At 58.7% G+C, this 22106-nt stretch carries 21 protein-coding genes; 3 read left to right on the top strand and 18 right to left on the bottom strand.

The annotated features are described in order from the left end of the window. From Q0O19_RS03090 to Q0O19_RS03080, 3 genes are all read right to left on the bottom strand, one after another. Positions 1-386 (bottom strand): TorF family putative porin (locus tag Q0O19_RS03090; protein WP_295519971.1); only part of this gene is annotated, 386 nt, incomplete at its 3' end. A 144-nt stretch (positions 387-530) separates the two neighbouring features. Then, positions 531-1337, bottom strand: a complete 807-nt coding sequence (locus tag Q0O19_RS03085) for an ABC transporter permease (protein ID WP_295519970.1) — start codon at positions 1335-1337, stop codon at positions 531-533. Positions 1338-1350: 13 nt separating this feature from the next. After that, entirely contained in the window at positions 1351-2280 is a 930-nt protein-coding gene (locus tag Q0O19_RS03080; RefSeq protein WP_295519968.1) for an ATP-binding cassette domain-containing protein, read from the bottom strand. Positions 2281-2350: 70 nt separating this feature from the next. Between Q0O19_RS03080 and asd the strand changes: the two genes are divergently transcribed. Beyond that, positions 2351-3208, top strand: coding sequence for an archaetidylserine decarboxylase (gene asd / locus Q0O19_RS03075; protein WP_295519966.1), 858 nt, complete (start codon positions 2351-2353; stop codon positions 3206-3208). On the opposite strand, the gene Q0O19_RS03070 is transcribed toward asd, so the two are convergent. The 10 genes from Q0O19_RS03070 to Q0O19_RS03025 form a co-directional block, all read right to left on the bottom strand. Continuing rightward, positions 3205-5073: a potassium transporter Kup gene (locus tag Q0O19_RS03070; RefSeq protein WP_295519964.1), complete on the bottom strand. Its 1869-nt coding sequence runs from the start codon at positions 5071-5073 to the stop codon at positions 3205-3207. The genes asd and Q0O19_RS03070 overlap by 4 nt on opposite strands. 133 nt (positions 5074-5206) lie before the next feature. Further along, positions 5207-6502 (bottom strand): glutamate--cysteine ligase, encoded by a 1296-nt coding sequence (gene gshA, locus Q0O19_RS03065; protein ID WP_295519963.1) that lies wholly within the window; start codon positions 6500-6502, stop codon positions 5207-5209. 125 nt (positions 6503-6627) lie between these two features. Further along, positions 6628-7908, bottom strand: coding sequence for a glutamate-5-semialdehyde dehydrogenase (locus tag Q0O19_RS03060; RefSeq protein WP_295519961.1), 1281 nt, complete (start codon positions 7906-7908; stop codon positions 6628-6630). A gap of 55 nt (positions 7909-7963) precedes the next feature. After that, a complete protein-coding gene (gene holA / locus Q0O19_RS03055) occupies positions 7964-9016 on the bottom strand; it encodes a DNA polymerase III subunit delta (RefSeq protein ID WP_295519959.1) in 1053 nt (350 codons plus the stop codon). A gap of 22 nt (positions 9017-9038) precedes the next feature. After that, a complete protein-coding gene (gene lptE, locus Q0O19_RS03050; protein WP_295519957.1) occupies positions 9039-9578 on the bottom strand; it encodes an LPS assembly lipoprotein LptE in 540 nt (179 codons plus the stop codon). A gap of 7 nt (positions 9579-9585) precedes the next feature. Then, on the bottom strand, positions 9586-12396 hold the full coding sequence (locus Q0O19_RS03045; RefSeq protein WP_295519976.1) for a class I tRNA ligase family protein: 2811 nt from the start codon (positions 12394-12396) through the stop codon (positions 9586-9588). Between the two features lie 120 nt (positions 12397-12516). Further along, positions 12517-12945: a biopolymer transporter ExbD gene (locus Q0O19_RS03040; protein ID WP_295519955.1), complete on the bottom strand. Its 429-nt coding sequence runs from the start codon at positions 12943-12945 to the stop codon at positions 12517-12519. A gap of 3 nt (positions 12946-12948) precedes the next feature. Next, positions 12949-13593, bottom strand: a complete 645-nt coding sequence (locus Q0O19_RS03035) for a MotA/TolQ/ExbB proton channel family protein (protein ID WP_295519953.1) — start codon at positions 13591-13593, stop codon at positions 12949-12951. A gap of 19 nt (positions 13594-13612) precedes the next feature. Continuing rightward, positions 13613-14428, bottom strand: a complete 816-nt coding sequence (gene dapB, locus Q0O19_RS03030; RefSeq protein ID WP_295519951.1) for a 4-hydroxy-tetrahydrodipicolinate reductase — start codon at positions 14426-14428, stop codon at positions 13613-13615. A gap of 56 nt (positions 14429-14484) precedes the next feature. Beyond that, positions 14485-15024: an outer membrane protein assembly factor BamE gene (locus Q0O19_RS03025; RefSeq protein ID WP_295519950.1), complete on the bottom strand. Its 540-nt coding sequence runs from the start codon at positions 15022-15024 to the stop codon at positions 14485-14487. Between the two features lie 85 nt (positions 15025-15109). Here Q0O19_RS03025 and fur point away from each other — a divergent pair, with 85 nt between their 5' ends. Next, a complete protein-coding gene (gene fur, locus Q0O19_RS03020) occupies positions 15110-15538 on the top strand; it encodes a ferric iron uptake transcriptional regulator (protein WP_295519948.1) in 429 nt (142 codons plus the stop codon). A 13-nt stretch (positions 15539-15551) separates the two neighbouring features. Here the strand turns inward: fur and hprK are convergent, their stop codons facing one another. From hprK to Q0O19_RS03000, 4 genes are all read right to left on the bottom strand, one after another. Then, on the bottom strand, positions 15552-16493 hold the full coding sequence (gene hprK, locus Q0O19_RS03015) for an HPr(Ser) kinase/phosphatase (RefSeq protein WP_295519947.1): 942 nt from the start codon (positions 16491-16493) through the stop codon (positions 15552-15554). Between the two features lie 24 nt (positions 16494-16517). Then, positions 16518-16985, bottom strand: coding sequence for a PTS sugar transporter subunit IIA (locus Q0O19_RS03010; protein WP_295519945.1), 468 nt, complete (start codon positions 16983-16985; stop codon positions 16518-16520). Between the two features lie 158 nt (positions 16986-17143). After that, positions 17144-17473: a ribosome-associated translation inhibitor RaiA gene (gene raiA, locus Q0O19_RS03005; RefSeq protein ID WP_295519944.1), complete on the bottom strand. Its 330-nt coding sequence runs from the start codon at positions 17471-17473 to the stop codon at positions 17144-17146. A 204-nt stretch (positions 17474-17677) separates the two neighbouring features. Beyond that, positions 17678-18907, bottom strand: coding sequence for an MFS transporter (locus tag Q0O19_RS03000; RefSeq protein WP_295519943.1), 1230 nt, complete (start codon positions 18905-18907; stop codon positions 17678-17680). 254 nt (positions 18908-19161) lie between these two features. On the opposite strand from Q0O19_RS03000, the gene corA reads away from it, so the two are divergent. Then, positions 19162-20148, top strand: a complete 987-nt coding sequence (gene corA, locus Q0O19_RS02995) for a magnesium/cobalt transporter CorA (protein ID WP_295519941.1) — start codon at positions 19162-19164, stop codon at positions 20146-20148. Positions 20149-20346: 198 nt separating this feature from the next. Here corA and Q0O19_RS02990 read toward each other — a convergent pair whose 3' ends face one another. Then, on the bottom strand, positions 20347-22029 hold the full coding sequence (locus Q0O19_RS02990) for a long-chain-fatty-acid--CoA ligase (protein WP_295519939.1): 1683 nt from the start codon (positions 22027-22029) through the stop codon (positions 20347-20349). Between the last annotated feature and the right edge of the window lie 77 nt (positions 22030-22106).

Raw genomic sequence — 22106 nt, 5'->3', positions numbered from 1 at the left:
AGGTTGTTGCCTTGGTACTGGTAGCGCAGGAAACCCACGTCATAGGCCACATCGCCCACAGCGCCTTTGTAGCCCGCATAAAGGTCCAACTCCAAACCGCCTTTGATGCCGCCCACACCCACGGTGGTGCCCGTGTCCTTGATCCACTGGATGCCCGAGGCCCAAGCACCCACATAAAAACCGCTCTTGTCGGCGTAGTCTGCACCGCCTTGCAAGGTGGGCTGCAGACGGGTCTGGGAAATACCGCGATAGCGGTAATCGGTGGTCACACCCACGTTGTAAGACAAGGTGCTTTCAGGCGCTGCGGGCGCCGTCTGGGCTTGGGCCGCAGAAGCCATGGCGCCGATGGCGGCTGCGATCAGGGTAGGAACGAGGATTTTTTTCATGGATAACTCTAAAAGGATCAAAAACAGGTTTTTGACAAAAATACCAACATCAGGCTTTTACCTGATCTTGGTGGCTTTCCACCTTGCCGCTTTGAAATGTTGCATTAAACCAACGAGGCATCCAAGGCCTCACGGGGCCAGGCTTCAGCTCCTGAACCGCTTGCGGGTCAGCGCCAGCGCCACCCAAAACGACACCACCGCAAACAGCGCCAGCATCAGAACATGGCGCAGCGGCTGGTCTGGCCAGCGGTCCAAGAACAGCGGGCGCACCAAATCGACGGCCACCGACAGCGGCAGCCAGTCGGCGATCACGCGCACAAAGGTTGGCAGTTGTTCACGCGGGAAAAAGATGCCCGAGAGGAACATCATGGGCGTGAGGAACAAGGTGAAGTAGTAGGTAAAAAAGTCGTAACCCTTGGCCAGCGCATTGAAAATGAGCGCCATGCAACTGAAGGTGATGCCCACACCCAACAGCACGGGCCAGGCGACCAGCAGCTTCCAGCTGTGGCTGATACCCAGCACCAGCATCACACCCAGAATGGCCGTTACGGTGAACAAGGACTTGAAAGCGGCCCAGAGCATTTCGGCCATCACCACGTCGTCCAGGCGAACTGGGGCGTTCATGATGCCGTCCCAGGTTTTTTGCACATGCATGCGCGAAAACGCCGAGTACAGCGCCTCAAAGGTCGCCGCGTTCATGGCACTCATGCAGATGCTGCCGCTGGCCAAAAACAGGATGTACGGCACCTTTTCGCCGCCCTGCTCAACCTGGCCGATCAGAGAGCCCATGCCGTAGCCAAAGGCCACCAGCCACATCAGCGGCTCGGCGATGTTGCCCACCAAGCTGGGCAGGGCCAACTTTTTCCAGACCAGCCAGTTGCGTTGAAACACAGGCCACCAACGCATCGAGAGGCGAGGCGCGGCCCAGATGTTGTTTTGAATTTGACTCATGGTGTGCTGGCCTTCAACCTTCTTCGCGGATCTGGCGTCCGGTCAACTTCAGGAACAGGTCTTCCAGGTTGGAAGGGCGGTGCAAGGTGCGCAGCGCAGGCCAGGCCTCTAATGCATGCATCAAGGCGCGGCTGTCTTGGGTGTAAAAGAACACGGTCTCGCCGCTGACTTCCACCCGGCCCGTCAGCGCTTTCAAGCTGGCCTCTTGCGCCAGCGCCACGGCGCCTTGGCCAAACACCTCGACCACTTCGGGCTCCAGGTGTTCAGCGATCAAATCCCGGGGTTTGCCTTCGGCGATCTTGCGACCTTGGTCCAGCACCAAGAGGCGCGAGCACAGGCGTTCGGCTTCGTCCATGAAGTGGGTGGTCAGCAAAATGGATTTGCCTTCTTGCAGCAGCACCTGCAGGCGCTCCCACAACAGGTGGCGCGCCTGCGGGTCGAGACCCGTGGTGGGCTCGTCCAGCATCAAAAGGCGAGGCTGGTTGATCAGGGCGCGGGCCAAGCTCAAGCGCCGCTTCATGCCACCCGACAACTCCCCGGGCTTGGCTTGGGCTTTGTGGCTGAGCGCGCCAAACTCCAGCAAAGGCGGAATGCGCTCGCGGATCACCGCATCGGGCAGGCCAAAGTAGCGACCAAAGACCAGCAGGTTTTCTTCGGCGGTGAAATCCGGGTCCAACGTGTCCATCTGCGCGACCACGCCCAACTGGGCCTTGATGGCCAAGGCGTCCTGAGGCATTTGCAGGCCCCCAAAGTAAGACATGCGGCCACTGTCGGGGGTCGCCAAGCCCAAGCACATGCGCAGCGTGGTGGTTTTGCCTGCGCCATTGGGGCCGATCACGCCCAGACATTCGCCGGGGTTGATGTGGAACGACAGGTCATTGACCACCGTGGTGTCGCCGTAGCGTTTGACCAGGTGGTCGACCGAAAGCAATGGGGAGTTCATGGCCGCATTGTGCCTGCGGGCGGGCCGATAAAATCAGTGTCTTCCTTTGATCCGCCCCTGCGGCCACCACATGTCCAGCTCCTTTTCTGACCGCCTGGCGGTTTTGCCGCAATACCTGATCCCCAAACAAGCCCTGACCGTCTTTGCGGGCTGGGTGGCGGGCAGCCAGTGGGGGAGCGTGACCACCGGCATCATCGACCGCTTTGTTCGCCGCTACAAGGTGAACATGGCCGAAGCGGCCAACCCGGACACGGCCAGCTACAAGAGTTTCAACGAGTTTTTCACACGCCCCTTGCGTGACGATGCCAGGCCATGGGCCACTGCAGCTTTTGTCAGCCCGGTGGACGGGGCCATCAGCCAGTGCGGCCCGATTGCAGGCGATCAGGTCTTTCAGGCCAAAGGCCACAGCTACAGCACACTCGCCTTGGTGGGTGGCGACGCGGCGTTGGCGGCGCAGTTTCAGGACGGCGAATTTGCCACGCTTTACCTGAGCCCACGCGATTACCACCGCATCCACATGCCTTGCGCCGGTCGCCTGACCCGCATGATTCATGTGCCAGGCGATTTGTTCTCGGTCAACCCAACCACAGCCCGCGGCGTGCCGGGCTTGTTTGCCCGCAACGAGCGGGTGGTCTGCGTGTTTGAAGGCGATCACGGCCCTTTTGTGATGGTGCTGGTGGGCGCGACCATTGTGGGCAGCATGGCCACCGTGTGGCACGGCGTGGTCAACCCACCGCGCCCCGGCCAAGTGCGGGAGTGGTCCTACGAGATGGGCAACATCGCCTTGACCCAAGGCGAAGAGATGGGCCGCTTTTTGCTCGGCTCCACCGTGGTGATGCTGTTCCCCCAAGGGATGATGCAGTTCAAGGCCGACTGGACGCCGACACGCCCTATCGTCATGGGCGAAGCGATGGGTTCGCTGGTTTAAATTTCGATTTTGGAGCCCAACTCGACCACGCCGTTGGTGGGCAGGTTCAAGAACTCGGCTGCGCCGCTGGCGTTGTGGTGCATGTTGGCAAACAATTTTTCACGCCAAGTGGCCATGCCGCCGCCGATGGTGGGGATCACGATGTCACGCGAGAGGAAATAGCTGGTCATCATCGGATCGAGCTTGTAACCATCGCCCTGGATGGTGGCCAATGCCGAAGGCAGGTCTGGGTTGTCCTTGAAGCCGTAATTGACGATGACTTGCCAGCAGTCATGACCCAAGGGCGTGACGTTCAGACGTTTGTCAACGTCCATGCGGGGGATTTCGTGGCTGCGCACGGTGACAAACAGGTTGCGTTGGTGCAACACCTTGTTGTGCTTGAGGTTGTGCAGCAAGGCATTGGGCACTGTGCCCGTCTCGGCCGTCAAGAACACCGCCGTGCCCTCCACCCTTGTGGGGGGGGCGATGAAGACAGCGTCCAGAAAGTCGGTCAAGCGCAAGGAATCGGAGCGCAGCGATTCATTGAGCAGGCGTCGGCCGTCGTTCCAGGTGAGCATCAGGGTGAAAATCGCCGCACCTATCAACAACGGGAACCAGCCGCCGTCCAACAACTTGAGCATATTGGAGGCCCAGAACGCCAGATCGACGATCAAGAAAAAGCCGGTCGCTGCAATGCACAATGCCAGCGGCAGTTTCCAGGCATAGCGGATCACAAAGAAAGTCAGCACCGTGGTGATCAACATGTCGGTACACACCGCAATGCCATAAGCAGCCGCCAAATTGCTGGACGACTTGAACATGACCACGGCCAGAACAATGGCCACAAACAAGCCCCAATTCACAAACGGCATGTAAATTTGACCCGTATCGGTTTCGCTGGTGTGCTGAACATGCAAGCGCGGCAGGTAACCCAGTTGGATCACCTGTTTGGTAACACTGAACGCACCAGAGATGAGGGCTTGCGAAGCGATCACCGTGGCCATGGTGGCCAAGCCCACCAAGGGCAACAAGGCCCAATCGGGGGCCATCATGTAAAACGGATTTTTCACCGCCTCAGGCTCGGCCAGCAACAAAGCGCCTTGCCCAAAATAATTGAGCACCAAGCAAGGCATGACCACACTGAACCAGGCCAGTCGAATCGGTTTTTTGCCAAAATGACCCATGTCGGCATACAGGGCTTCTCCGCCCGTGACACACAAGACCACCGCGCCCAAAATGATGAAGGTGGTACCGGGCTCGTTCCACATGAAGCTCAAGGCGTAATGCGGGCTGATGGCGAAGAGGATTTCGGGGCGCTGCACGATGTGCGATATACCCAAGACCGCGATGGCGAGAAACCAGACCAGCGTAATGGGGCCAAAGAATTTCCCAATGCCCGCTGTACCGCGCTTTTGCACCCAAAACAGCAGGAACAGAATCACCAGAGTCAGCGGGATGACTGCCTTTTTGAAAGTGGGGGAGATGATCTCCAGACCCTCTACAGCTGAGAGCACCGAGATCGCCGGGGTGATGACCCCATCACCATAAAACAGGCAGGTGCCAAAGATGCCGACCATCAGCAACACTTTGCGCAACTGAGGCTTGTCTTTCACCGATTGGGAAGCCAGCGCCAACATGGCCACCAAACCGCCCTCACCGTGGTTGTCAGCCCGCAGGACCAACACCACGTACTTGACCGACACGATGGTGGTCAAGGTCCAAAAAAAGATGGACAGGATGCCGTAGACGTTATCGGGCGTGAACGGCACATGGCCAGAGCCAAAGACCTCTTTCATGGCATACAGCACACTGGTGCCGATGTCCCCATACACCACGCCAATGGCGCCGAGAGTCAATGCAAAGAGTGGGGATTTTGAAGAGGACACAAAGGACAGCCCGATCGAGTCGGACCAGAAGACTTGAAGACCGCTATTTTGCGCCTGTACCGCTCATCTGTCATGGACGGGATCGGAAAAATGTTGCACTGCAGCAACTTTGGCGGCCATCCCCACCCGCCCCTCAGTCGTAAACCTCGGCTTCAGGATCGGTCGCTTCCAGCTCATAACTGGCGGCCAGCATGGCCAAACGGCCAATGACGCCATACATATAAAAGCGGTTGGGCACGCTGGCACCGGGCTTCACGCCCGGCTGGGGCAGGTGCGGGGTGTCGGCAAAGGCCAAAGGCACAAAGCTGGCACCCGGCGCGTTCAGGTTCTCATCCACGCCTCTTTCGGCGTGCACGCGGTAAAAACCGCCCACCACATAGCGGTCCATCATGTAGACCACCGGCTCGGCCACGGCGTCGTTGATGCGTTCGTTGGTCAGCACACCTTCCTGGATGATCACGTCGTTGACAGTCTGGCCGTCCTTGATGACGTTCATCTTGTTGCGGGTTTTGCGGTTCAGGATATCCAAATCGGCCACATCGCGCACGGTCATGATGCCCATGCCGTAAGTGCCGTTGTCGGCCTTGACCACCACAAACGGCTTTTCGTTGATGCCGTATTCCTTGTACTTGCGCTTGATCTTGGTGAGCAAGGCATCCACATTGCTGCGCAGGCAATCCATGCCTGTGCCTTCGGCAAAGTTCACATCGCCGCACTGGCTGAACATCGGGTTGATGAGCCAGGGGTCAATGCCCAGCAGCTTGCCAAACCGTTTGGCCACCTCTTCGTAGCACTCAAAGTGCTTGGTTTTGCGGCGCACGCTCCAACCGGCGTGCAAAGGCGGCAGCAAGAACTGCTCATGCAGTTCTTCCAAAATGCCCGGGGCACCGGCCGAAAGGTCGTTGTTGAGCAAGATCGTGCAGGGGTCAAAATCCTTGAGGCCCAAGCGGTGCTTGCTGCGCACCACTGGCTCCAGGGTGACACTCTCACCGTTGGGCAGCTCGATGGTGGTCGCTTCCTTGATGTCGGGATTGATCGAGCCCAGGCGCACGTTCAGACCGGCCATGTGGAAGATGCGCTGCAGCTGAACCACATTGGCCAAATAGAAGGTGTTGCGCGTGTGGTTTTCCGGAATGATCAGCAGGTTTTTGGCCTCGGGGCAAATTTTTTCGATGGCCGCTTGGGCCGCCTGCACCGCCAAAGGCAGCATCTCGGGCGTCAGGTTGTTCCAGCCACCGGGATACAGGTTGGTGTCCACAGGTGCGAGCTTGAAGCCTGCGTTGCGGATGTCGACCGAGGTGTAGAAGGGCGGGGTGTGCTCCATCCACTCCAGACGGAACCAGCGCTCAATGGCGGGCATAGAGTCCAAAATGCGCTGCTCCAGCTCATTGATGGGGCCGGTCAGGGCAGTGACGAGATGGGGAACCATGGGCGACCTTTATGGGGCAGAAATAACTGAAACAAAGGGATCATAGGCGGCGGGTGAAAGCCTTTGCAAGCACCCAGCCGATACCTGCGAAGGCGCTGTGTGCCGCAACACACAGGCTTGGACGGTCAAGAACGCACCTCGCCCTCGCCCAGCACAACGTACTTGAGCGAGGTCAGGCCCTCGATGCCCACCGGGCCCCGGGCGTGGAATTTGTCGGTGCTGATGCCAATTTCGGCACCCAGCCCGTATTCAAAACCATCGGCAAAGCGGGTGCTGGCGTTGACCATGACGCTGGCCGAATCGACCTCGCGCAAAAAGCGCTGGGCGTGCATGTGGTCGCGCGTCAGGATGGCGTCCGTGTGGTGGCTGCTGTAGTGGTTGATGTGCGCGATCGCCTCGTCCAAGCCCTCGACCACCTTGATACTGATGATGGGCGCGAGGTATTCCTCAAACCAGTCCTGCTCGGTGGCGTCTTGGAGCTTGGCTCCGGTGACCTGGCTCAAGATGGCCTTGGCCTTGGGGCAGCAGCGCATTTCCACACCTTTGACGGCATAGATGACACCGATTTTGGGCAAAAAATCTGCCGCCACGCCACGCGCCACTAACAGGCTTTCGCTCGCATTGCAGGGGCTGTATTTTTGGGTTTTGGCGTTGTCGGCCACCTTCACGGCCATGTCAATGTCACACGGATCGTCGACATAGGTGTGGCAATTGCCGTCCAGATGCTTGATGACAGGCACCTTGGCTTCGGCGCTGATGCGCGCGATCAGGCCCTTGCCGCCGCGTGGGATGACCACGTCCACAAACTGCGGCATGGTGATGAGTTGGCCCACGGCGGCGCGGTCGGTGGTTTGCACCAGTTGCACCGCCTGCACGGGCAAGCCGCTTTCGGTCAAGGCCTGCTGCACCAGTTTGGCCAATGCCTTGTTCGATTCAATCGCCTCGGAGCCACCGCGCAAAATGCAGGCGTTGCCGCTCTTGATCGACAGGCTGGCCGCCTCGATCGTCACATTGGGGCGACTCTCGAAAATCATGCCGAACACACCAATGGGCACCCGCATCTGGCCCACCCGGATGCCACTGGGCATTTGCTTCATGCCCAGGACCTCACCGATCACATCGGGCATGGCCGCCAACTGCTCGCAGCCTTGGGCACAGGTTTCCAGCACCTTGGGGGTCAGGCGCAGGCGGTCCACCAGAGGTTCGGCCAGGCCATTGGCCTGGGCTCGGACCAGATCTTGGGCGTTGTCTTGCTGCAGGGCTTGGGTGTTCTCACGCAGCAAAGCGGCCAAATGGCGCAAAGCCTTTTTTTTCGTGGCCGCAGACGCCTTGGCCATCAAGGCAGAGGCCTGTTTGGCCTGCTGGCCCAGGGCCCGGACATGTTCGGCAGTGTTCATTTCAGTCATTTGATCATTTTCGCAGATGCCAACCGGGTGGGTGCAGGGGCGCCCTTCGGCCGAATCAGCGGACAACGCAAAAGCGGGAAAAGCGCACGGCCAGACGCTGTAGGGCTTGCCAGCCGTCGCTCGGCCATTCGGGCACTTTCAGGCCTTTGACGATCCCATCCACCTGGTGGGCCGCTTGCAAGAGGCCATTCAGACGGGCTTCGGTCATGCGGGGCAACACGCGCTCAAACAAACGTTCACGAGGTCCCCAGACCCGCTGCTCGCGCAAGGCCATGGGCATGGGTTTGCCGTTGGCGATGGCGTCTTTCACGCGTTTCAAGGCGCGGATGTCTTCGGCCAAGGTGTAATGCACCAACACTGCGGCCTCGCCCTCGGCCTGCAAACCATCGAGCATGCGTTGCACCCGAGCGACCTGACCAGACAACACCGCCTCGGACAGCTTGAACACGTCGTAACGGGCCACATTGACCACGGCAGACTCGACTTGCGCTTGGCTGAGCTCGCCGGGGGGATGAAGCAAACCGAGTTTTTGAATCTCTTGGTGGGCAGCGAGCAAATTGCCCTCTACGCGGTCGGCAAAAAAATGCAAGGTGCGCTGGCCCTCTTCGCCCGCCACCACACGCTGGCCCTGCTGCTGCAAGCGCTGCGCGATCCACTGGGGCAAGGCGTTGCGCGCCACAGGATCGACCTGGATCGACACGCCGCCGTTTTCGAGTGCACCAAACCAGGCTCCTTTGCGGGTGGGGGCGTCCAAGTGTGGCAACAACACCAGGGTCAGCGTGCTGTCGTTGCCCTGTGCAGACGCGACGATTTGCTGGACAGCGGTGCTGCCCTCTTTGCCGGGCTTGCCGGATGGGATGCGCAGCTCCACGATTTGTTTGTCGGCAAACAAGCTCAGTGAACCGCCTGCGGCCAGCACCTCGCTCCAGTCGAAATGCGCACCGGACACGGTGTGCACGCTGCGCTCGGTGTAGCCCTGCGCCCGTGCGCTCGCGCGGATGGCGTCGGCGGCCTCCTGGATCAGCAAGGCCTCATCACCGTGCAAAACGTACAAGCTGCGCAAACCTTTTTGCAGGTGCGCCGTCAACTGGGGAAGGGCCAATTGCATGAGACTGCTCAGTGCGCCTGCGTCAAGGCTTGGGTACCGAAGGCAGGCTGCGCAACTTGGCCGCAGACAACCTGCGCATGATCTGCTGCACGATGTCGGTCTGCATGTCGCGGTACAAAATGCCTTGCTCGATTTCTTTCGACAGCGCCGCTGACTCGGTGAAACTCAAGTCGCGTTGTTGAAAAAGCTCAACGGACTCGATCAGTTCGACACCCTGCGGCGTGCGCAAACGAAACCGCACACGCAAGCGCAGTTGCAACTCGCGCACCTGGCCTGTAGCGCTCACACTCACGGGCACCTGCTGGCGTTCTTCGCTCAGGATGTCGAGAATGGCATCGGCCTTTTGCATGTCTTGGGGCTCGGTCAACAGCACGACGCGTCCCGTACCCAACAAATTGCGCCGCAGCTCCACCCCCAAAGGGGAGGTGGTCGAGAAGTTCGCGTACAAGGTCTTGAACGCAAAATCGTTGGTTTGTCTCAACTGAAACCCGCAGCCCGCCAAGCCGGCTGAAACCAGCCCGAAGCTCAAAGCACTCAAAAAAGATCGGCGTGCGGGTGGCATGCTGGCGTTAAACGACGATGTTGACCAAGCGACCGGGCACGACGATGACCTTTTTGGGGGCAGCGCCTGCGGCTTGCTTGACAAAGGCTTCACTGGCCAAGGCCGCGGCTTCGATCTGTGCCTTGTCGGCGGCGGCCGGTACCCAAATGGCACCGCGCAGTTTGCCGTTGATCTGCAGCATCAATTCGATCTGATCGCGCTCCAAAGCCGACTCGTCCACCGTGGGCCAAGGCGCATCGAGCAACTCACCCACAGCTTGCGCATAGCCCAGCTCTTGCCAGAGGGCATCGGTGATGTGTGGGCAGGCGGGGTACAGCATGCGCATCAAGAGCGAAACGCCTTCGCACAGGACGGCAGTGTCCCCTGCGCTGCCATCGGGTTTGAAGTCTTCCAATGCATTGAGCAGCTTCATGCAACCCGAGACCACGGTGTTGTATTGCATGCGCTCGTAGTCATAGCCCACTTGCTTGAGCACCAGATGCATTTCGCGGCGCAAGGTCTTGGCCGAGTCACCCAAAACCGCTTGGCTCAGGTTTAGGGCTGTGGCCGAGCGCAGCAGCGCGTGGTGTTTGAATCCGAAGTTCCAAACGCGGCGCAAAAAGCGGTAGCTGCCTTCCACGGCCGCGTCGTTCCACTCCAGCGTCACTTCGGGCGGTGCGGTGAACATAGTGTACAGACGTGCGGTGTCGGCACCGTATTTTTCGATCAGGTCTTGAGGATCCACGCCGTTGTTCTTCGACTTGGACATGGTGCCCACGCCTTCATAGTCGATGGCGGTGCCCACGGGCAAACGGCCATCGCCACTGTCCGCTTCGTTCTTCAGCTTGGCACCGATGACCTTGCCGGTCTCGTCGAGCACATGCTCGACGTCGTGCGGCCAGAAATAATCCTTGCCACCCTTGGCCGTGCGGCGCGAATAAATGTGGTTCAGCACCATGCCTTGCGTGAGCAGCTTGGTGAAAGGCTCATCGACCTTGACCAAACCCAGGTCGCGCATGACCTTGGTCCAAAAACGCGCGTACAGCAGGTGCAAGATGGCGTGCTCGATACCACCGATGTACTGGTCCATGCCGCTGCCGCCCTTGGCTTGGTGCTGATCCCGCATCCAGTAATCGGTGCCGCCTGCCACCATGGCCTCGGCATTGGTCGGGTCGCAATAGCGCATAAAGTACCAGGACGAATCCACAAAGGTGTCCATGGTGTCGGTCTCACGCCGGGCTGCTTTGCCGCAAACAGGGCAAGTGACCCCCGCATGGAAGCCTTCGTGCTTGTGCAACGGATTGCCCGAACCGTCAGGAATGCAGTCTTGCGGCAGCACCACAGGCAGGTCTTTTTCAGGCACCGGCACCGCGCCGTGTTCTTCGCAATGGATGATGGGGATCGGCGTGCCCCAGTAGCGTTGGCGGCTCACGCCCCAGTCGCGCAGACGCCAGGTGGTTTTCTTCTCGCCCAAACCTTTGGCGGCCAGCAGTTCAGCCACCTTGTTGGCCGCTGCCTTGAAGCTCAGACCATCGAGCGCACCAGAGTTGACACAAACACCGTTTTTGGTCGCGTACCACTCCTGCCAGGCACTCGCATCAAATGCAGCACCACCTGCACCCAAAACGGAGGCCGTTGTAGGGCTGGCCGCCGCAGAGGAATCGGAGCCTGCGACTGACGAACCGGAGGCCAAGCCCGCCACGGCCGGAGCCAGGCCAACCACCTGACGAATAGGCAAGTCGTACTTCAAAGCAAAAGCGAAGTCACGCTCATCGTGCGCCGGCACGCCCATCACAGCGCCGTCGCCATAGCTCATCAGCACGTAATTGCCCACCCAGACCTCGACCTTCGCGCCAGTCAAGGGGTGCGTGACGAACAGGCCTGTGGCCATGCCCTTTTTGTCTTGGGTGGCCAACTCGGCTTCCGTGGTGCCACCGGTTTTGCATTCTTCGAGGAATGCAGCCAGGGCGGCGTTGTGTGTGGCCGCGTGCAGCGCCAGCGGATGTTCGGCGGCCACCGCGCAAAAGGTCACACCCATGATCGTGTCGGCGCGGGTGGTGAAGACGTACATCTTCCCGTCACCGATCAAAGCAGCGTCAGCGCCTGCAATGCTGTGCGGAAATGCAAAACGCACGCCTTCACTTTTGCCGATCCAGTTCTCCTGCATCAGGCGCACCTTGTCGGGCCAACCGTTCAGCGTCGCCTTGTCGTTGCCGATCTGCACATGGTCAAGCAACTCTTGGGCATAAGCCGTGATGTTCAGGTAATAGCCCGGAATTTCACGCTTTTCCACCGGGGCACCCGTGCGCCAACCCTTGCCGTCGATCACCTGTTCGTTGGCCAGCACCGTCTGGTCCACCGGGTCCCAGTTCACAACTTGGGTCTTGCGGTAAGCGATGCCTTTGTCCAGCATTTTGAGGAACAACCACTGGTTCCACTTGTAATAGGTCGGATCGCAAGTCGCCACTTCGCGCGACCAGTCCACCGCCAAACCCATCGCCTGCATCTGCTTTTTCATGTAGGCGATGTTGTCGCAGGTCCACTTGGCGGGGGGCACGCCGTTTTTCAAGGCGGCGTTCTCGGCCGGCAAGCCAAACGCGTCCCAGCCCATGGGCATCAAGACGTTGAAGCCCTTCATGCGCAGGCTGCGCGTGAGCATGTCGTTGATGGTGTAGTTACGCACATGGCCCATGTGCAGCTTGCCGCTGGGGTAAGGCAGCATGGAGCAGGCGTAAAACTTCTTTTTGCTGGCGTCTTCGGTGACGCGGTAGGCATCGCGGGCCGTCCAGCGGGACTGCGCTGCGGGTTCGACTTCGAGGTGGTTGTACTTGTCTTGCATAGCCTGCAATTGTAGGCTGGCGCGCATGTTGTTCTGGATGGGTTGATCGGCGTTGGTGACCCGCAGGACGGGTGACCCGCCTTGGTGGCATCGTGTGTCTTGGTTCGCGGGCTTGACCGGTCAGCGCTTGGGGACGGACGGCGTCTGGGCAACAAAACCGATGCGCGACAGGCCCGCTTTTTGGGCCAGGCCCATGGCCTCCACCACCCGGCCGTAAGGCACCGACTGGTCAGCCCGCAGTTCCAGCTCGGTGTTGGGGTTGCGCCGGGCCGCATCGGACAGGCGCTGACGCAGGGCTTCGGGGGTGATGGGCTTGTCGTTCAAGAACAAGTCCCCTTGCGCGTCCACCACCAAAGTGACAGCCAAAGGCGCTGCGCCGGTCTCTGCACCCTCGCTTTGGGGCAAATCCAGTCGGATCGCGCTGGTCATCAAGGGCGCTGTGATGATGAAAATGACCAGCAAAACCAGCATCACGTCCACCATGGGGGTAACATTGATCTCGCTCATGGGGGCGTCTGGTTTGTGCGTGTGCAGTCGTCCAAAGGCCATGGCTCAGTCCTGCGGGTCAGACAGCAGACCACGCAAATCGTGGGCGAAGCCTTCCAGCTCGGCCTCGACCTGGTTCACTTGCCGCCCCAAAACGTTGTAGCCCAAGACGGCGGGAATGGCCACAGCCAAGCCTGCCGCCGTCATGATGAGGGCTTCGCCCACAGGGCCCGCCACTTTGTCGATGGTCAATTGGCCGCCATCGGCGATGCCGGTGAGCGCGTTAAAAATACCCCAGACGGTGCCCAAAAGTCCCACAAAAGGCGAAATGGAACCAGCGGTAGCCAACCAAAGCTGCCCCCACTGCAGGCGTTTCACCACCGTTTGAAGGGCATCGCGCAACACCCGGGTCAGTTGGGCTTGGCGTTCACCGGCACAAGCCAACGTCCCGCCCACGGGCAGCAATGTGGCTTCGAGCAAGGGGGAAAGGCAGTTGTCACGGTCAAACTGAGCCACCCGTTGTCGGGCGTCATCGAACGCCGGGGCTTGCCAAAAAGCGGCGATGCTTCGGCGCATGTCCACGCCCACACGAGAAAGCAAGCGCCATTTCCAGACCATCACCACCCAGCTGCCCACAGACAAAACCAACAAAATCAGGGCCAGAACGCGGCTGACCAGGTCGCTGTGGAGCAAAAAGTCGTTGAGGTTCATGGCAGCCTTGGTGGTGCCATCAGCGCAAGTTCAACACATCAAACATGTCAAACAAACCGCGCTGCTGGGTGGCCAGGTAACGCACAGCCCGCAAACTGCCTTGCGCGTAGGTTGAGCGACTCGACGATTTGTGGGTCACTTCGATGCGCTCTCCAATGCCGGCAAACAACACCGTGTGGTCACCCACAATGTCGCCGCCACGGATGGTGGAAAAACCAATGGTGGAAGGATCCCGCTCACCGGTGTGGCCGTAGCGTTCGTAAACGGCGCACTCTTTCAAGTCACGGCCAAGTGCCTCCGCCATGACTTCACCCATTTTGAGGGCCGTGCCAGATGGCGCGTCCACCTTGTGGCGGTGGTGGGCTTCGATGATTTCGATGTCGTAGCCTGTGGACATGGCTTTGGCGGCCATTTGCAACAACTTGAGCGTGACGTTGACGCCCACGCTCATGTTGGGGGCCATGATGATGGCGATGTCTTTGGCGATTTCGGCAATTTCGGCTTTTTGCGCATCGGTGAAACCGGTCGTGCCAATCACGGCTTTGACGCCCAATTCGCGGCAAACCTTCAAATGGGCCAGTGTGCCTTCTGGCCGGGTGAAGTCAATCAAACAACCGGCGTTCTGCAGGCCTGCGTGCAAGTCCGAGGTGACCACCACACCACTGGACTTGCCCAAATGGGCAGCCGCATCTTGCCCAAGCGCTGGGCTGGCGGCGATGTCGAGCGCACCGGCCAGTTGGCAGTCTTCAGTGGCCATGATGGCTTCAATGAGCATATGCCCCATGCGGCCAGAGGCTCCAGCAACGGCGATGGGCAAGCGAGTCAATTGAGTCATGTCGTTTCTATGAAAATGGGGCACACCCTCGGACACCAAGAAAGGCAATACACCCCTCAGCGGGGTGCTGGCTCCAAGGGGGGGTAACTGGCGGGCAAGCTGGCCGCAGGCTGGGGACTGGTTGGGGCTGGATTGACCGGGAATTTCTTCAAGTCTTCCTCGCTGGCCTGCAAGTTGGTCGCGGGAGCCGCTTTGCGTTGCACACGCAAGCGGTCGACAAACTCGGACTCACTGGGCAAGTCGCCACTGTCCACCGAACTCACGACATCGTTCTTGAAAAAGACAGTGAGCTGAAAACTCTGAGGGGATACACCCTGGCGCCGGATGCTGAAGGTGTAATCCCAACGGTCAGCATGGAACAGACTGGTCACCAAAGGCGTGCCCAAAATGTCCTTGACCTGTGCACGCGACATGCCGGCAACGATGGCCTGTCGCTGCTCTTTGGAAACAAAATTGCCCTGTACCACCTCAGGAACATAGGGCTTGAACGTGTCCTGGCTGAAGTTGGCGATGCTGCCACAACCGGCCAAACCGGCGCACATGTAGAGCATGGCCAGGCGAGCGCCTGTCGCAGGGAAAGTCAGGGATGCTGTCATGGTTGAGGACTGGCCGATATGATCAGCTCATTGTAGCGGTAGCTCCAAGCCTGCGCCGTTGGCAACCACCCAGACGCCCTAGACCATGAGCCAAATTGACGAACTGAAAAACAATGGTCTGAAAGCCACATTGCCGCGCCTGAAAATTCTGGAAATATTCCAAAGTGGCGCGCAACGGCACATGACGGCGGAAGATGTTTTCCGGCACCTGTTGCTGGACAACACCGACGTGGGCTTGGCCACGGTTTACCGGGTGCTGATGCAGTTTGAGCAAGCCGGAATTTTGAGCCGCAACCACTTTGAAAGCGGCAAAGCGGTTTATGAACTCAACGAAGGCCAGCACCACGACCACATGGTGTGCCTGGATTGCGGACGGGTAGAAGAGTTTTACGACCCTGAGATCGAGTCACGCCAACAAGCCGTGGCCGAAGCCAAAGGTTTTGTGATCGCCGACCACGCCTTGAGTCTGTACGCGCATTGCACACGAAAACCCTGCCCTCATCACCAACGCTGAGGGCCGGCGGCGCTCACTCCATGGCGCGCCGCTGCCGATCAATGAATTCCTGGTAGGTGTCAATGCCGCGCAATTGTAAAATCGTGTTGCGCACAGCGGCTTCCACCAACACCGCGATGTTGCGGCCCGCGACCACTTGAATCACCACTTTCCGAACCGGAATCCCCAAAATATCCTGGACCAAGGGCTCCGAAGGCAAGCGCTCATAGTCACGTTCCAGCGTTTCTTTGCGCACCAAGTGAACGATCAGCTTCAGGCGCATCTTGCGGCGAACCGCCGTCTCGCCAAAAATGGCCCGAATGTCCAGCAAACCAATGCCACGCACTTCGAGCAAGTTTTGCAGCAAATCGGGGCACCGCGCCTCGATGGTGGTTTGGTTGATGCGGTACATGTCCACGGCATCATCGGCCACCAAGCCATTGCCACGCGAAATCAGCTCCAGTCCCAGCTCGCTTTTACCCAAGCCGGATTCGCCAGTGATCAGGACCCCCATGCCCAAAATGTCCATGAACACGCCATGCATGGTCGTGCGGTCGGCAAAGTGTTTGGACAAGTAGGCCCGCAGCACATCGATGACAAACGCCGAGGACTGGTCGGTCGAAAACATCGGAATTTGTGCGCGCTCGCACATCGAGAGCAGGGCGTCGGGCGCTGCTTGGCCATCGGCCAACACCAACATCGGCGGCTCCAACGTGACGATGCGGGCAATGCGCCTTGCACAGTCTTCGGGCGTGGCATTGCTCAAGTAGGCCACTTCGCGTGGCCCCAAAATCTGAACCCGGTACGGGTGGATGTAATTGAGATAACCCACCAAATCGGCACCCGATCGGGCTTCGCGCACAGCCACCTCGTCGAACCGGCGCTCGGAAGCCCCCAAACCCGCCACCCATTGCCACTTGAGGCTGTGTCGGTGGTCTTCAAACAAGAGGTCTGCGCTGATGACGGTCGGTTTCATCGCCAAAACACCGTGCTCAGTCGATCAGACGGTTTGGGCAGACTGCCACTGCGCAATCAATTGGTGAAGGTTGGCTTGAACGGTGCTGTTCTTGATGTTGTCACGCAAAACAGTGTCGCTCAGTAATTCGGCGATCTCCGAGAGAATTTCCAGGTGCTTTTGTGTGGCGGCCTCAGGGACCAACAAGAAAATCAACAAATTGACCGGTTGCTCGTCAGGGGCGTCAAAACCAATGGGCTGAGCCAACTGAAAAACGGCAGCCATGGGGGCTTTCAGGCCCTTGATGCGACCATGCGGAATGGCCACGCCATGACCCAAACCGGTGGAGCCCAATCGCTCCCGGGCAAAAAGGCTGTCGGTGACCAGCGCGCGAGACAAACCGTGCAGGTTCTCAAAGAGAAGTCCGGCTTCTTCAAATGCGCGTTTCTTGCTGGTGGCTTCCACACCAACAAGAACTTGGGCAACTGGCAATATGGATGAAAGACGGTTCATGTTCGAGGCCGGATTATGCACCTTGTCCAAGGGCCCCCACTTTTTCGTGACCGGACGCGACTTTTTGCCTCGCCATTTGAAGCGCCTTGGCCCATTTTTTTCGCCCATATAAAAGGGCCACAAATTGTGGCCCCGGTTTGGACACAAAGCCAACGCTCTCACATCATGCGTTTGGGGGCACTGTGGTGGTGTTCGGTGATGCGGTCTTTGTGTTTCACGACTTGGCGGTCCAGTTTGTCCACCAGCTCATCCACGGCAGCATACAAATCTTCATGGGCACTTTCAGCGAACAGGTCGCTGCCTTTGACATGGATATTGCATTCAGCACGTTGGCGTTTTTCTTTTTCTTTTTGCTTTTCGACGGTCAGAAGCACTTTGACGTCCACCACTTGGTCGAAATGCCGGGTGATTCGGTCGAGTTTCCCCGTGACGTATTGGCGCAAAGCTGGGGTCACTTCGAGATGATGCCCGCTGATGATCAAGTTCATAGTCGTCGTCTCCATGGATTCAGGGTGAAAAAGCCCTGCCTGAGCAGGGCTCCGAAACCACCGTCGGGGTGGCTCAAGCCCACTATGCGCCCCGTCGACTCGAAAAGCAAGGCGTCGCGGGTTAAACCCGAAAAGACCATGACGATTGGGCCTGCAGACTGTTTTTGGTGCTATCGTGCTGTTTGAAACCAAACAGGAGTTGCGTCAAGTCACGTTGCTCGATGCCACGGGCGCACTGTGCATCCGCAAGCGCCCGGCCAGCCAGGCACTGAGGCAGCTGGCGGCAACGCCCAACAAACCGGCGATCCAGTACCCAGTGAGCTGACCTTGCGAATCGCGACCAATGATGAGTCCGCCGATCAAGGCCGCCAAGCCCATCGAAGCAGACTGAACCGCCGAGTTGAGGGTCATGAAGGTCCCGCGCAAACGCGGTTCCACAGCAGAAGAAATCATGGCCATGCCGGGGATCATGCGGCCACTCATCATGGTAAATAACAAGGTCGAAACCACCAGCAAGCCCCAAAGAGGCAAGCCCTGAGACAGGGTGCTGGCCATCAACGGCAGCGTCACCGCCAAAACCAAACGCTGAAACACCTTCACCTTGCCCACCCGGTCCGTCAGGCGGCCGAAATAACGGGCACTGAGCAAAGTGGCCACGCCACCACACAGGTAAATCCAAGGCACTTGATGGGTTTGCATGCCAGCATTCGATTGCAGGTAAATCGTGATGTAAGGAATGACCGTGAAGCCGGCAAACATCATCAGGCCCGATACACCAAAGGCTTTCAGGTGGTTAGGCTCCACCAGCACTTGGCCAATGCCCCGCCACACGCTCACCCGCTCGGGATGGTGCAAGTGGGCGTCCAGCCGGGGCAAGGTTTGCCAAGCACCCAACGCCAGCAAGCCCACCAACACAGCAATGCCAAAGAAAGGCGCATGCCAGCTCAGGTTGGCTGCCAAAAACAGACCCAAAGGAACGCCCGCCACCGTGGACACCGAAAACGAAGTCATCACCACGCTCATGGCTCGGCCCCGTCGCTCAAAAGGGATCACATCGGCCACGATGGTCTGGGACAAAGCAGACAGCACCCCGCCGAACAAACCCGCCGCCACACGCGCCACCATCAACCAAACATAGTCGGGCGCCAGTCCACACGCCAGCGTGGCCAGCCCAAACAGGGTGTACATGCTCAACAGCAATGGCTTGCGGTCAAAACGCTCAATGTAGGTGGAGGCCATCAAGCCTGACAGGCCTGCCGACAGGGTGTAGGCCGAGACCAACAAACCAAATTGGGCATTGCTGATGTCAAACAAGGCCGTGAATTGCGGCCCCAATGGCATCATGATCATGAAATCGAGAATATGGGTGAACTGGATGCCAGCCAGCGTGAAGAGCAGCCAGCGCTCTCGCCGCGGGGTCAAATGAGGGGTCATGGGTCGGTGCAGATGAATGAACTGAACCTAACACCTGAGGCCCAGGGCCACGAAATCGCAGCCCGCAAAGCCCACCGGCGGGCTATCCGGTGCGATAATTCAACAGCTATTTTTTGGAGACATAACGCTGTGGAAACTACCCCGAGTCGGTAGCTTTCGGACGCATTGAGCACCCTGCCCATCGTTCGAAAGCTGCAAAGAACACTTCGCCGCCCCTTTGAACTTTTGGCACTTGGCCATTTTTCGGATTCGCCATGCTCAACATCTTTACCCTCGCCAACGGCCGTCTCTTTCAAGAAGAGATCGAGTCACTGGAAGAACTTTCCCGCTTTCAGCCCATCTGGGTCGACCTGGAGTCGCCCACCGTAGAAGAAAAACGGTGGATCAAACAATACTTCGGCTTGTCCATCCCGGAAGATGCGATGGACGAGGACATTGAAGAATCGGCCCGCTTTTACGAAGAAGACAACGGCGAGTTGCACATCCGCTCCGACTTTTTGATCGCCGACGATGACGAGCCCCGCACCGTCCGCTGCGCCTTCATCTTGAACCAGCACAACGCCAACTTGCGCAGCCAGGGCGTGCTGTTCTCTATCCACGACGAAGACGTGCCGGTTTTTCGCCTGCTGCGCATGCGTGCGCGCCGAGCGCCCGGGCTGATCGAAGACGCCAAAGAAGTGCTGCTCAAGCTGTTTGACGCCGATGCCGAATATTCGGCTGACACGCTGGAAGGCATTTACGACCAACTTGAAAAAGTGGGCAATACCGTGCTGTCTGGCGACGTGACCGACGCCATGGCCAGCGAAGTGCTGGGCGCCATTGCTCGCCAAGAGGACATGAACGGGCGCATTCGTCGCAACGTGATGGACACGCGCCGTGCTCTGAGCTTCATGATGCGCTCCAAGATGCTCAACGCCGAACAGTTTGAAGACGCGCGACAGATCATGCGCGACATCGACTCGCTGGACTCGCACACGGCCTTTTTGTTCGACAAGATCAACTTCTTGATGGACGCGACCGTGGGTTTCATCAACATCAACCAGAACAAGATCATCAAAATCTTCTCTGTGGCCAGCGTGGCCTTGTTGCCCCCCACCTTGATTGCCAGCCTGTATGGCATGAACTTCCAGTACATGCCCGAACTGTCGCAAACCTGGGGCTACCCTTACGCATTGGCCCTGATGGTGGCCAGTGCCGTGGTGCCCATGTGGTATTTCCGCCGTCGCGGCTGGCTCAAGTAAAGCGAACGCAGTTGCGTGGTCGCAGGGCCAAGCTTTCGGCAGTGGTCGAGTCAAAGCGGTCACCGCCGACCGTCAAGCCACGTTGCACTGGGGGTCACTCCTTGGTGCTTGTCTCAAAACAGGCCGCCCATTGAAAACGGCTAACATTGAAATGGTGGCCGCTGGAGGTTGTCCCGGCGCATCCGGGTCAGATCAAAGTCAAACTTTGTTGCGCAACTCGCGCCGCAAAATTTTGCCCACGGGAGTCTTGGGCAGCTCATCACGGAACTCGATCACGCGAGGCTGCTTGTAAGCGGTCATGTTTTCGCGGCAGTAGGCCATGATCTGCTCGGCGGTCAAGGCGGGATCTTTTTTGACTACCACCAACTTCACCGTCTCGCCGGTTTTTTCGTCGGGCACACCAATGGCCGCGCACTCGAGCACGCCAGGGCAAGCCGATGCCACTTCTTCCACCTCGTTGGGGTAGACGTTGAAGCCGCTGACCAAAATCATGTCTTTCTTGCGGTCCACAATCTTGAAGTAGCCACGCTCATCGACGGTGCCCACATCACCCGATTTGAAGAAGCCATCGGCCGTCATGACCTTGGCGGTTTCGTCTGGGCGTTGCCAATAACCGGCCATGACCTGTGGGCCTTTGATGGCGATCTCGCCAGGCATGCCAGGTGTCGTCACCTCTTGACCCTCATCGTCCAGCAGCTTCATGAAGGTGCCAGGAATTGGCACACCAATCGTGCCCGTGAACGACTTGCTGATGGTGGGGTTGCAACTGGCCGAGGGGCTGGTTTCAGACAGGCCATAGCCTTCGCAAACAGGGCAACCGGTTTTCTCTAACCACAACTTGGCCACATTGGGAGTGACAGCCGTGCCACCGCCCAAAGACACCAGGAGATTCGACCAATTCACCGTGCCAAAGTCAGGGTGGTTGGCCAAGCCATTGAACAAGGTGTTGACAGCAGGGAAGCTGTGGAAGGTGTGCTTGGACAGTTCTTTGAGCACCGCAGGCAAGTCGCGCGGATTGGGGATCAAAATCGTTTTACCGCCCATGCGCAAACCCAGCATCATGTTCACCGTGAACGCGAAGATGTGGTACAGCGGCAAGGCGCAGACCGAGGTGGGTTGCTGGCCCGCTGGCAGGCGTTTCATCGCGGGCTCGTTCCAGGCCTCCGACTGCAAGACGTTGGCGATCACATTGCGGTGCAACAGCACAGCGCCTTTGGACACACCCGTGGTGCCCCCGGTGTACTGCAAGACAGCGATGTCATCGGCCGAGAGTTCGGGTTTGCGAAATGCCAGTTGCCGCCCCTTGCTCAAGGCCTCGTTGAATCGAACGCCTTGCGGCAAATTGAAGGCGGGCACCAACTTCTTGACACTGCGCACCACGTAATTGACCAAGCTGCCTTTGAGCAGGCCCAAACGGTCGCCCATCGCGGCCAACACCACGTGCTGCACGGGGGTTTGCGCGATGCATTTTTCGAGTGTGGCTGCAAAATTTTCGATGATCACGATCGCTTTGGCACCCGAATCCTTGAGCTGATGCTCCAGTTCCCGGGCGGTGTACAAAGGGTTGACATTCACCACCACAAAACCCGCACGCAAAACAGCGGCCACCGCCACCGGGTACTGCGGCACATTGGGCATCATGATGGCCACCCGGTCGCCTTTGTTCATGCCCAAAGACTGCAGGTAAGCCGCCATGCCTAAGCTTTCTTGGTCGACCTGGGCAAAGCTGAAATCTTTGCCCATGAAGCTGTAAGCGACGCGTTCTGAATACTTGGAAAAACTCTCTTCGAGCAAACCGACCAAGGAGCTGTATTGGGTCGGGTCAATGTCGGCGGGGACACCTTCGGGGTAACTCTTGAGCCAAATCGGATTTGCGTTCATATCGGGTTCTCCTGCGGTTCAGTCTACCGTAAATCTGACGCCTGACTGACATTGAAAACCTCGGGGTTTACGCCCAA

The organism is Limnohabitans sp. Rim8 (assembly GCF_945869175.1).
Lineage (GTDB): Bacteria > Pseudomonadota > Gammaproteobacteria > Burkholderiales > Burkholderiaceae_C > Limnohabitans_A.
This window is presented reverse-complemented; position numbering and strand designations above follow the sequence as displayed.